Annotated in this window: 13 protein-coding genes and 1 tRNA gene; 9 read left to right on the top strand and 5 right to left on the bottom strand. The window is 56.7% G+C overall.

Features of this window, described 5'->3' with window-relative positions; translation table 11 throughout:
* Positions 1 to 61 precede the first annotated feature (61 nt).
* The 5 genes from HWX34_RS04565 to pstS all read right to left on the bottom strand — a co-directional run bounded on the left by HWX34_RS04565 (position 62) and on the right by pstS (position 5601).
* Entirely contained in the window at positions 62 to 1522 is a 1461-nt protein-coding gene (locus HWX34_RS04565) for an inorganic phosphate transporter (RefSeq protein WP_178971181.1), read from the bottom strand.
* Between the two features lie 254 nt (positions 1523 to 1776).
* Positions 1777 to 2541, bottom strand: a complete 765-nt coding sequence (pstB, locus tag HWX34_RS04560; RefSeq protein ID WP_045847657.1) for a phosphate ABC transporter ATP-binding protein PstB — start codon at positions 2539 to 2541, stop codon at positions 1777 to 1779.
* A 12-nt stretch (positions 2542 to 2553) separates the two neighbouring features.
* Positions 2554 to 3465 (bottom strand): phosphate ABC transporter permease PstA, encoded by a 912-nt coding sequence (gene pstA / locus HWX34_RS04555; RefSeq protein ID WP_178971180.1) that lies wholly within the window; start codon positions 3463 to 3465, stop codon positions 2554 to 2556.
* Between the two features lie 15 nt (positions 3466 to 3480).
* On the bottom strand, positions 3481 to 4443 hold the full coding sequence (gene pstC / locus HWX34_RS04550; protein WP_178971179.1) for a phosphate ABC transporter permease subunit PstC: 963 nt from the start codon (positions 4441 to 4443) through the stop codon (positions 3481 to 3483).
* Between the two features lie 117 nt (positions 4444 to 4560).
* Positions 4561 to 5601: a phosphate ABC transporter substrate-binding protein PstS gene (pstS, locus tag HWX34_RS04545; RefSeq protein ID WP_178971178.1), complete on the bottom strand. Its 1041-nt coding sequence runs from the start codon at positions 5599 to 5601 to the stop codon at positions 4561 to 4563.
* Between the two features lie 163 nt (positions 5602 to 5764).
* On the opposite strand from pstS, the gene tpiA reads away from it, so the two are divergent.
* The 9 genes from tpiA (at position 5765) to nuoF (ending at position 11530) form a co-directional block, all read left to right on the top strand.
* Positions 5765 to 6511, top strand: coding sequence for a triose-phosphate isomerase (gene tpiA, locus HWX34_RS04540; RefSeq protein ID WP_178971177.1), 747 nt, complete (start codon positions 5765 to 5767; stop codon positions 6509 to 6511).
* 1 nt (position 6512) lies between these two features.
* On the top strand, positions 6513 to 6863 hold the full coding sequence (gene secG / locus HWX34_RS04535) for a preprotein translocase subunit SecG (RefSeq protein WP_178971176.1): 351 nt from the start codon (positions 6513 to 6515) through the stop codon (positions 6861 to 6863).
* Positions 6864 to 6880: 17 nt separating this feature from the next.
* Positions 6881 to 6966 (top strand) — tRNA-Leu (locus tag HWX34_RS04530).
* 91 nt (positions 6967 to 7057) lie between these two features.
* Positions 7058 to 7414, top strand: coding sequence for an NADH-quinone oxidoreductase subunit A (locus tag HWX34_RS04525; protein WP_045847652.1), 357 nt, complete (start codon positions 7058 to 7060; stop codon positions 7412 to 7414).
* A complete protein-coding gene (locus HWX34_RS04520; RefSeq protein WP_045847651.1) occupies positions 7405 to 7881 on the top strand; it encodes an NADH-quinone oxidoreductase subunit B family protein in 477 nt (158 codons plus the stop codon). Before HWX34_RS04525 ends, HWX34_RS04520 begins: the two co-directional genes overlap by 10 nt.
* An 11-nt stretch (positions 7882 to 7892) precedes the next feature.
* Complete coding sequence (locus HWX34_RS04515) at positions 7893 to 8489, top strand: NADH-quinone oxidoreductase subunit C (RefSeq protein ID WP_178971175.1); 597 nt, start codon at positions 7893 to 7895, stop codon at positions 8487 to 8489.
* The gene (locus HWX34_RS04510; RefSeq protein ID WP_045847649.1) at positions 8482 to 9735 is read left to right on the top strand and encodes an NADH-quinone oxidoreductase subunit D; all 1254 of its coding nucleotides are present in this window, start codon (positions 8482 to 8484) and stop codon (positions 9733 to 9735) included. The genes HWX34_RS04515 and HWX34_RS04510 overlap by 8 nt, the downstream gene beginning before the upstream one ends.
* A complete protein-coding gene (gene nuoE / locus HWX34_RS04505) occupies positions 9735 to 10235 on the top strand; it encodes an NADH-quinone oxidoreductase subunit NuoE (RefSeq protein WP_045847648.1) in 501 nt (166 codons plus the stop codon). Before HWX34_RS04510 ends, nuoE begins: the two co-directional genes overlap by 1 nt.
* Positions 10235 to 11530: an NADH-quinone oxidoreductase subunit NuoF gene (nuoF, locus tag HWX34_RS04500; protein ID WP_178971174.1), complete on the top strand. Its 1296-nt coding sequence runs from the start codon at positions 10235 to 10237 to the stop codon at positions 11528 to 11530. The genes nuoE and nuoF overlap by 1 nt, the downstream gene beginning before the upstream one ends.
* Positions 11531 to 11532 lie beyond the last annotated feature (2 nt).

The raw sequence follows: 11532 nt of genomic DNA, 5'->3' as shown, positions 1-11532 counted from the left end.
TGCCCATCATAGAAAAAGCCGCCCTTGGGCGGCTTTTCAGGCAATCTCGCAGCAAGAAAGCTTACTTGAGCCAGTTGCTGGCCAGGTAGTACAGGCTGCCGGACAGCAGCATGGCCACCGGCATGGTAAACAGCCAGGCCAACAGGATGGAGCGCACAGTCGACCATTGCAGGCCGGCCTTGTCGGCCACCATGGTGCCCGCCACACCGCTGGACAATACATGGGTGGTCGAAACCGGCAGGCCAAACTGACTGGCCAGACCGATGGAGACGGCCGCAGTCAGCTGCGCCGACATACCCTGGGCGTAGGTCATGTCCTTCTTGCCTATGCCCTCACCCACAGTTTTCACCACACGACGCCAACCAATCATGGTGCCACCACCCAGCGCCAGCGCCACGGCAATGATGACCCAGGTGGGAGCGTATTCGGTGGTGACAGTCAGATCCTTGCGCAGATTACTCAGCAGTTGCTTGTCGTCGGCACTCAGATTGGGCAGCGAGCCGGCCTTCTTGGCGGCATCATCCAGACACAGCAAGTCGGTACGGACATCCCAGCGCTTGCTATCCGGCAGGTTGCGATAAGTGCTGCCATCGCCCAGTGCTGCAATCAGGCTGTCGGCAGTGCGCAAGGTATCACGCGGGCGACAGTCATGCACATTGCTGCCAGTGGCGGATGGCTTGAACATGGCATCCAGCGCGGTCTGGTGACGGTTGTAGAACTGCTGCAGGTGCTGGGCCGCATCGCGGGTACGTTCAATCTGGTAAGGGGTACTGTCCAGATTCAGCACGTATTTGGCCGGAACAATACCAATCAGCACCAGCATGATCAGGCCAACACCCTTCTGGCCGTCATTGGAGCCGTGGGAGAAGCTGACCCCCATCGAGCTGACGATCAGCATGAAGCGCATCCAGAACGGCGGATGCTTGCGGCCTTCCACCTGCTGACGCTGGAAGGGCGTCTTGTGCATATTGCTTTGCGGGCGGGAGCGGCGCAGGGCAATCACCAGCAGACCGGACAGCAGGGCACCGACCAGCGGCGAACATAGCAGCGACAAACCCACATCGATGGCCTTGCCCCAGTTCACGCCCTGCGACAGCGGGGTGCCGTTGATCAGGCAATTGGCCAGGCCAACGCCGAGGATGGCGCCGATCAAGGTGTGCGAGCTGGAAGCCGGCAAACCGAAATACCAGGTACCCAGATTCCAGGCAATGGCCGCGGTCAGCAAGGCAAACACCATGGCCATGCCACGTGCGGTGTTGACCGATACCAGCAAATCAACCGGCAGTAAGTGAACAATGGCGTAGGCCACCGCCAGACCGCCGGTCAATACGCCCAAGAAGTTGAATACGCCAGAGGCAAACACCGCCAGGCGTGGTTTCATCGATTGGGTGTAAATGACGGTGGCAACAGCGTTGGCCGTATCGTGGAAACCGTTGATGAACTCGAAGGCCAGGACAAAGCCCAGCGACAAGATCAGGGTGATGGCCACATGGGTGTCCAGCCCTGCAAAGAGGTCCAGCATGATCATGAAAATCGTGTTAAGGAAAGCCGGGATTGTTGTGTCCAGACCTTCGTGCGTCAAGTAAATGAACCAAAAAAAAAGCGGCTTGTCGTTTTCCCGCCGCGTAACTGACAGCTTGCTTGACAGGTGTCTGTTTTCGCCGGTTTTTTCAGGCGTCCCAAGCCAAATCATCTGGAATAATGGCGGGAAAAATAGGGCGGAATGCAAAAGCCCCCGCCCTGGATAAACCAGTTGCGGGGGCCGTAAATGGCGGATCAGCCGAACTTGCCGGTGATGTAATCCTCCGTGGCCTTTTGTTTGGGCGCGGTGAAGATATTGTCGGTTTCGCCAAACTCCACCAGCTCACCCAGATACATATAGGCGGTGAAGTCGGAAACCCGAGCCGCCTGCTGCATGTTGTGGGTCACGATGGCGATGGTGTAGTCCTCTTTCAGTTCATGAATGAGTTCTTCGATATGGGCAGTGGAAATCGGGTCGAGCGCCGACGTCGGTTCATCCAGCAGCAGTACTTCCGGGCGGGATGCCACGGCACGCGCAATGCACAGACGCTGTTGCTGGCCACCGGACAGCGAGTTACCAGACTGCTTCAGTTTGTCCTTTACTTCATCCCACAGTGCGGCCTTGCGCAAGGCCCATTCCACGCGGTCGTCCATCTCGGTCTTGGCCAGTTTTTCGTACAACTTCACCCCGAAGGTAATGTTGTCGTAGATGGACATCGGGAACGGCGTGGGCTTCTGGAACACCATGCCCACCTTGGCGCGCAGCAGGTTGATATCCACATCGCGGCCCAGGATGTTATGCCCGTCCAGCAGGATTTCACCTTCGGAACGCAAGCCAGGGTACAGCTCGTACATGCGGTTGAAGGTACGCAGCAGGGTGGATTTGCCACAGCCGGAAGGGCCGATAAAGGCAGTGACCATGCGCGGTGCAATCTCCAGATTGATGTTCTTCAATGCGTGGAAATTACCGTAAAAGAAGTTCAGATTCTTGACCTGAAGCTTGACGTTGTTATCAGCCATTGTCGTCATGCCTTAATGCGATTGGGTTTTCTGGCTGCCCATCCAGCGGGCAAGGATATTAAGCGTCAGCACGCTCAGGGTAATCAGCAAAGCACCAGTCCAGGCCAGGGTGTGCCAGTCTTCGTACGGGCTCATGGCGAACTGGAAAATCACGATGGGCAGATTGGCCATCGGCTGGTTCATGTTGTTGTTGAAGAACTGGTTGTTCAGCGCGGTAAACAGCAGCGGCGCGGTTTCACCGGAAATCCGTGCCACCGCCAGCAAGATGCCGGTCAGCACCCCGGCCTTGGCCGAGCGCAGTGTCACGTACAGCGTGATTTTCCATTGCGGGGTACCCAGCGCAGCTGCAGCTTCGCGCAGGGTATTGGGTACCAGGCGCAGCATGTTTTCGGTGGTACGCACCACTACCGGAATCACCAGCAGGGCCAGGGCCAAGGCACCGGCCCAGCCGGAGAAGTGACCGACACTGACCACATAAACTTCATATACGAACAGGCCGATCACGATGGACGGTGCCGACAGCAGGATGTCGTTGATGAAGCGGGTGGCGGGTGCCAGCCAGCCGCGCTGACCGAATTCAGCCAGATAGATGCCGGCCATAATCCCGACCGGGGTGCCGATCACGGTTCCAAACAAGGTCATCATCAGGCTGCCGTAAATGGCATTGGCGAGGCCCCCCTGGCTGCCTGGTGGCGGCGTGCTCTGCGTGAATGCCTGCAGGTTCAGGCCGGACAGGCCGTGCTGCAGCAGCGTGAACAGAATCCACAGCAACCAGAACAGGCCAAAGGCCATGGTAAGGGTGGAGGCCCCCATGTTGAAGGCATTCACCAGGCGACGGCGACGATAGATCGAGGTATTCATGGTGCTGCTGCTTTCGCTGCGACCCTGCAGTTTCACGGATTCGCTGATGGTACTGTTGGTCATGGTGATAGCGCCTTGTCAGGATGCCTTGCCTTCCTGTTTCTGCAGGCGCAGTAACAGGAGTTTGGCACAGGCCAGTACGACGAAGGTAATGAAAAACAGGATCAAGCCCAGTTCGATCAGCGAAGCCATGTGGAATTCTCCGGTGGCTTCGGCAAATTCATTGGCCAGTGCCGAAGAAATGGACTGACCCGGTTCGAACAGGCCGACGGCAAAACGGGAAGAGTTACCGATGACGAAGGTCACGGCCATGGTTTCACCCAGTGCACGGCCAAGACCCAGCATGATGCCACCCACCACACCTGTCTTGGTGTAAGGCAGAACCACGTAGCGTACGACTTCCCAGGTGGTGGAACCCAGGCCGTAGGCGGATTCCTTGAGCATGGTGGGCACCACTTCAAACACATCACGCATCACGGATGCGATGAACGGAATCACCATCACGGCCAGGATCAGACCGGCAGTAAACACACCGATGCCCATCGGCGCACCCTGAAACAACATGCCGATCAGCGGAATGTCACCCAGGTTGTCAATCAGCATCGGCTGGATATGGTCGGCAAACATCGGGGCAAACACAAACAGGCCCCACATGCCGTAAATGATGGACGGAATACCTGCCAGCAGCTCGACGGCAATACCCAGCGGACGCTTGAGCATGTTCGGGCACAGTTCGGTCAGGAAGACGGCAATGCCGAAACTGACTGGCACGCCAATCAGCAAGGCAATGAAAGAGGTGGCCAGCGTGCCGAATACCGGCACCAGTGCACCGAATTTCTGCGCTACCGGATCCCAGTCGCTATCGGTCAGGAAACCCCAGCCAAACTTGCTCAGGCTGGGCATGGCACCAATGATCAGGGAGATCAGAATGCCCACCAGCAAAGCCAGTACCAGAAAGGCAAAGCAGCGCGTGGCTATTCTGAATAGATTGTCTAGCAGCAGTTGCCGCTGCATTTGCTGGTTATTGCTGAACTTTTCCATGAGAGATACTCGGTCGCGTCTCAGACAAAAAGCCGGGGTGGTAAGCCCCGGCCTTGCGGCTACAACTATCTGAAAGGTGCACAACAAGCACGCTCATTCGTTGTAGCCAGATTGTTATCAGTTAAAGACCGGCTTACCGCTGGCGTCGGTAATCTGCTTCCAGCTGGTACGAATCACGGTCTTCACGCTATCCGGCATCGGGATGTAGTCCAGATCCAGTGCGGTCTTGTCGCCATTCTTGTAAGCCCAGTCGAAGAACTTCAGTACTTCGGTGCCCTGTGCCGGCTTGTCCTGCTTCTTGTGCATCAGGATGAAGGTGGCACCAGAAATCGGCCAGCTATCCTTGCCCGGCTGATTGGTAAGGATCAGGTAGAAACCAGGAGCCTTTTTCCAGTCTGCATTCGCAGCGGCAGCCTTGAAGGTCTTTTCGTCCGGAGCAACAAAGTTGCCGGATTCATTCTTCAGTTGACCGTAAGTCAGTTTGTTTTGCTTGGCGTAGGCATATTCAACATAACCGATGGCGCCCTTGATGCGGGTTACATAGTTGGCTACGCCTTCATTACCCTTGCCACCCACACCAGTCGGCCAGTTCACGGCGGTGTTGGAACCCACCTTGCTGGACCATTCGCTGGAAACCTTGGACAGGTAGTTGGTGAAGATGAAGCTGGTACCAGAACCGTCGGAACGACGTACCACGGTGATTTTCTGATCCGGCAGCTTGACGCCCGGGTTCAGGCTGGCGATGGCCGGGTCATTCCACTTGGCAACCTTGCCCAGGAAGATATCAGCCAGCAAAGGACCGGTGAACTTCACCTGACCTGCGGCGATACCGGGTACATTGATTACCGGTACAACACCACCGATCACGGTCGGGAACTGGGTCAGGCCGGACTTCTCCAGCTCTTCAGCCTTCAGCGGCATGTCGGAGGCACCGAAATCAACAGTCTTGGACTGGATTTGCTTGATGCCACCACCAGAGCCGATGGACTGGTAGTTCATGTTGTTGCTGGTGCTTGCCTTGTAGGAAGTGGCCCACTTAGCGTACAAGGGGTAGGGGAAAGTAGCGCCGGCGCCGGTGATGTCGGCTGCCATGGCTGCGCCAGCAACAAAGCCGGCGGACAAGGCCAGCGAAGCGACCAGACGTACAGACTGTTTCATGCTTGCTCCTGAGTATTTGGGTAAGGGCGTGCTAAGTGTTGAGGCGCATCCTATCCCCCCAAGTTTTCAGAAATATTACAAGTCGTCGAAAAGCCGTATGCGATGTTTTGACGGCACCGCGAGTGGGGATATAATTCGCAGCTCAAATACGGAGACAAGCGACATGGCAGGCAAGCTGATCATCGGCAACTGGAAGATGAATACCCGCGCGCAAAGCGCACAATCCCTGGTTGCGGCCTTGCTGGCCGATCCGGTCTGCAATCAGCCCTGGGTCGGTGTCGCGGCACCTGCTGTCTATCTGGCAGCGCTGGGTTCACAGCTTGCCGGTCAGGCTCTGCAGCTGTCGGCGCAGGATGTCAGCAGCTTTGCTGCTGACGGTGCCTTCACCGGTGAAGTATCTGCTGACATGCTGCGAGACGTTGGCTGCCGTTATGCGCTGGTTGGTCACTCCGAGCGCCGCCAGTACTTTGGCGAAGCCAATCCGGCCTTGCTCTCCAAGATGAACAATGCCATGGCTGGTGGCCTGGTGCCGGTGCTGTGCGTGGGTGAGACTCTCGAAGAACGTGAGTCCGGGCGCTACCTTGAGGTGATTTTCAGCCAGCTGTCTATTTTGGCTGAAGTGAAAGAGGGCGAGTACGTCATTGCTTACGAGCCTGTCTGGGCGATTGGTACCGGCAAGGTGGCTTCGCTGGAGCAGATTGCCGAGATTCACACCGCAATCAAAACGTGGTGCTTGCAAAATGCCAAGCCCTCGGCTAATATTCGCGTCCTCTACGGCGGCAGTGTAAAGGCAGAGAATGCCGAGTCAATTCTGAAGACAGCAAATGTCGACGGAGCCCTTGTTGGTGGGGCATCTCTGGACGCCGGATCATTCAGGATGATTTGCCAGGCCGCAGGAAAATTGATATAGTATGGAACTTATTAAGACGCTTATTTGGGTGATAAACCTCCTTTCCGCAGTGACGATCGTCGTCCTTGTCCTCATGCAGCATGGCAAGGGTGCGGATATGGGTGCAGCTTTCGGTAGCGGCGCTTCCGGTAGTCTGTTTGGTGCGTCTGGTTCTGCGAATTTCTTGAGTAGAACCACTGCAATTGCAGCGGTTGTATTCTTCTCCACAAGTCTCACCCTTGTTTATCTGTCGGGGGGCGGAAAAACAGATCTGGGTGTGATGGGTGGCAAAGTTGAGCAAGTTGCGCCGCAAATCCCGGTCGGGGCAACCACTGGCAAAGCTTCGGGTACTACATCAAAAATTCCGGAGTGACAGTAAAGTTATATAGTGCCGACATGGTGAAATTGGTAGACACGCTATCTTGAGGGGGTAGTGGCCGTAGGCTGTGTGAGTTCGAGTCTCACTGTCGGCACCACCATTCAAAAATAGGCCACCGGGATTCCGGTGGCCTATTTTATTTGGAGCCAAGGAGGGTAATTCCTCCTTTTTTTGGGGGTGTACGGGAAATGCTGCAAAATTATTTTCCCATTCTGTTGTTTGTCATCGTCGGTTTGTTGGTCGGCGTGGGTCCTATTGTCCTTGGCAAGGTCCTTGCGCCCAATCGTCCCGACCCTGAGAAACTCTCTCCTTATGAGTGTGGATTCGAAGCCTTCGAAGACGCGCGCATGAAGTTTGACGTTCGCTACTACCTCATCGCCATTCTGTTCATCCTGTTCGATCTGGAAATTGCATTTCTGTTTCCCTGGGCTGTGGTCCTGAAAGAACTTGGTGCCTATGGCTTTGGCGTAATGGTGGAGTTCCTGGCGGTGTTGACGCTGGGCTTCGTCTACATGTGGAAAAAGGGAGCGCTGGAATGGGAGTAGAAGGTATTCTGGAAAAAGGCTTCGTGACCACGACAGCCGACAAGCTCATCAACTACACCCGAACCGGTTCGCTGTGGCCCATGACCTTTGGCCTGGCATGCTGTGCGGTGGAGATGATGCATGCCGGTGCCGCACGTTATGACCTGGACCGTTTCGGCATCGTTTTCCGTCCCAGTCCCCGTCAGTCTGACCTGATGATCGTGGCTGGTACACTGTGCAACAAGATGGCACCGGCATTGCGCAAGGTGTATGACCAGATGGCAGAACCACGTTGGGTCATCTCCATGGGTTCCTGTGCCAACGGTGGTGGCTACTACCACTACTCCTATTCTGTCGTCCGTGGCTGTGACCGCATTGTGCCGGTCGATGTCTACGTGCCGGGCTGTCCGCCGACTGCCGAAGCACTGCTGTATGGCATCATCCAGCTGCAGAACAAGATCAAACGCACCTCTACCATCGCCCGATAAGGTAAGCACTTATGGCCTCCAAGAAAATGGAAGCACTGGGATCGGTCGTCGAGCGTGTGCTGGGCGACAAGCTTGTTTCAAGCACGCTGGCCCTCGATGAACTGACCATTGTCTGCAAGGCGGCGGATCTGACCGACGTGGCCACCACGCTGCGTGATCATGCCGAACTTTCCTTCGAACAACTGATCGACCTGTGCGGTATGGACTACAGCGTCTACCGTGACGAGCCGTGGGATGGCCCGCGCTTTGCCGCCGTCTACCACCTGCTGTCACTCAAGCATAACGTCCGTATCCGTCTGCGCGTGTTTGCCGAAGACGACAGCTTCCCGCTGCTCGCCTCGGTCAACCCCATCTGGAATGCAGCCAACTGGTTCGAGCGTGAAGCGTTCGACCTGTACGGCATCGTGTTCGAAGGTCACCCCGACCTGCGTCGCATCCTGACCGACTATGGCTTTGTCGGCCATCCGTTCCGCAAGGATTTCCCGCTGTCCGGTCACGTTGAAATGCGTTACGACCCGACCCAGCAGCGCGTGATCTACCAGCCGGTCACCATCGAACCGCGCGAAATCACTCCGCGCATCATTCGTGAGGAGAACTACGGTGGCTGAGATCCGTAACTACACGCTGAACTTTGGTCCTCAGCACCCGGCAGCCCACGGCGTATTGCGTCTGGTGCTGGAGCTGGACGGCGAAGTGATCCAGCGTGCCGACCCGCACATTGGCCTGCTGCATCGCGGTACCGAGAAACTGGCTGAAAGCAAGACTTTCATCCAGTCTCTGCCGTATATGGATCGTCTCGACTACGTATCCATGATGTGCAACGAGCACGCCTACTGCCTGGCCATCGAAAAGCTGCTGCAAATCGAAGTGCCGCTGCGTGCGCAATACATCCGTGTGATGTTTGCTGAAATCACCCGTATCCTGAACCACCTGCTGTGGATTGGCGCACACGCCATCGACATCGGCGCCATGACCATGTTCCTGTACGCTTTCCGTGAGCGTGAGGACCTGATGGACTGCTACGAAGCCGTGTCCGGTGCTCGTATGCATGCGGCCTACTTCCGCCCGGGTGGTGTTTACCGTGATCTGCCGGACTCCATGCCGCAGTACACCGTATCCAAGATCAAGAACGCCAAGGAACTCGCGCGCCTGAACGAAGGCCGCAAGGGTTCCATGCTGGACTTCATCGACGATTTCACCAAGCGTTTCCCAACTTACGTTGACGAATACGAAACCCTGCTGACCGATAACCGTATCTGGAAGCAGCGTACCGTGGACATCGGCGTGGTCAGCCCGGAACGTGCCAAGAACCTGGGCTTCTCCGGCCCGATGCTGCGTGGTTCCGGCATCGAGTGGGACCTGCGCAAGAAGCAGCCCTACGACGTATACGACCGTCTGGACTTTGATATTCCGGTGGGCAAGAAGGGTGACAGCTACGACCGTTACCTGGTTCGCGTGGAAGAAATGCGCCAGTCCAACCGCATCATCCAGCAATGTGTGGCATGGCTGCGTGACAATCCCGGCCCGGTCATCACCGACAACCATAAAGTGGCTCCGCCTTCCCGCGAAGGCATGAAGTCGAATATGGAAGACCTGATTCACCACTTCAAGCTGTTTACCGAAGGCATGCATGTGCCGGAAGGTGAAGCCTACGCGGCTGTAGAACATCCGAAGGGTGAGTTCGGTATCTATCTGGTATCCGACGGCGCCAACAAACCGTACCGACTGAAAATCCGTGCCCCGGGTTTTGCCCATCTGGCAGCCCTGAATGAAATGGCAACGGGTCACATGATTGCCGACGTGGTGGCCATCATCGGTACCCAGGATATCGTGTTTGGGGAGATTGACCGCTAATGCTATCCGCACAATCACTCGCCGCCATCGATCGCGAAGTCGCCAAGTATCCGGCTGACCAGGCTCGTTCGGCGGTTATGGGCGCGCTGCGCATTGCTCTGGTGGAGCGTCGGGAAACCGGCAAGACACCGGAAGAGCGTTGCCTGAATACCGAGGTGATCGAGTTCGTTGCCAACTACCTGAATATCGCTCCGGTAGCTGCGTACGAAGTCGCCACCTTCTACAACATGTACGACATGAAGCCGGTGGGCAAGTACAAGATTACCGTTTGTACCAACCTGCCCTGTGCCCTGTCCGGTGGCGTGAATGCCGCCGAGTACATCTCCAAGAAGCTGGGCATCGCCATTGGCGAAACCAGCGCTGACGGCAAGTACACCTTGCTGGAAGGGGAGTGCATGGGTGCCTGCGGCGATGCGCCGGTCTTGCTGGTGAACAACCACAAGATGTGCAGCTTCATGACGCCCGAAGCAATCGACAAGAAACTGGCGGAGCTGAACTGATGGCAATCTTCGTCAATGGTGTGATTTTCGACGGCGTGGATACTTCTGCGCAGGACTGCTGGAAGCTGGAGGCCTACGTGGCCCGCGGCGGCTACCAGGCCCTGCGTCGCATCATCGAATCCAAGATGGCGCAAGAAGACGTGATCGCCGAAGTGAAAAATTCCGGTCTGCGCGGCCGTGGTGGTGCGGGTTTCCCCACCGGCCTGAAGTGGAGCTTCATGCCACGCTCCTTCCCGGGCGACAAATACGTGGTGTGCAACACCGACGAGGGCGAGCCGGGTACCTTCAAGGACCGTGACATCCTGCGCTTCAATCCGCATGCGCTGATCGAAGGCATGATCATCGCCGGCTACGCCATGGGTACCAAGGCAGGCTACAACTACATCCACGGTGAAATCTTCGAAGAGTACGAACTGTTCGAAGCCGCACTGGATGAGGCTCGTCAGGCTGGTTTCCTGGGCAAGAACATCCTCGGCAGCGATTTCAGCTTCGATTTGTTCGCCCACCATGGTTATGGCGCCTACATCTGCGGTGAAGAAACCGCGCTGCTCGAATCGCTGGAAGGCAAAAAAGGCCAGCCGCGCTTCAAGCCGCCGTTCCCGGCCAGCTTCGGCCTGTACGGCAAGCCGACCACCATCAACAACACCGAATCCTTCGCCTCCGTGCCTTTCATCATTCGTGATGGCGCACAGAAGTTCCTGGAAGCGGGCAAACCGAACAATGGCGGCACCAAGCTGTTCTCGGTATCCGGTCATGTGAATCGTCCGGGCAACTACGAGATTCCGCTGGGCACCCCGTTCTCGGTACTGCTGGAAATGGCTGGTGGCATGCGTGATGGCAAAAAGCTGAAGGCAGTGATTCCGGGTGGTTCTTCCGCTCCGGTATTGCCTGGCGACGTCATGATGCAATGCACGATGGACTACGACAGCATCTCCAAGGCCGGCTCCATGCTGGGTTCTGGCGCTGTCATCGTGATGAATGAAGATGTGTGCATGGTGAAGGCGCTGGAGCGTCTGGCCTACTTCTATCACGAAGAGTCATGCGGCCAGTGTACGCCGTGCCGCGAAGGCACCGGCTGGCTGTACAAGGTGATCCATCGCATCGCCAACGGTGAAGGCCGTCCGGGTGATCTGGAGCTCCTGGATTCGGTAGGCAATAACATGGCCGGCCGTACCATCTGTGCACTGGCAGATGCTGCCGTGTTCCCGGTTCGCAGTTTCACCAAGCACTTCCGCAATGAGTTCGAGTATCTGATCGAACACAAGAAGCCCTTGGTGGACCACAAATGGTGTTGAGC

This window comes from Aquitalea sp. LB_tupeE (genome assembly GCF_013391415.1).
In the GTDB taxonomy this organism is placed as follows: domain Bacteria; phylum Pseudomonadota; class Gammaproteobacteria; order Burkholderiales; family Chromobacteriaceae; genus Aquitalea.
Note: the sequence above shows the minus strand (reverse complement) of the source record. Positions and strands in the feature narration are given on the sequence as shown.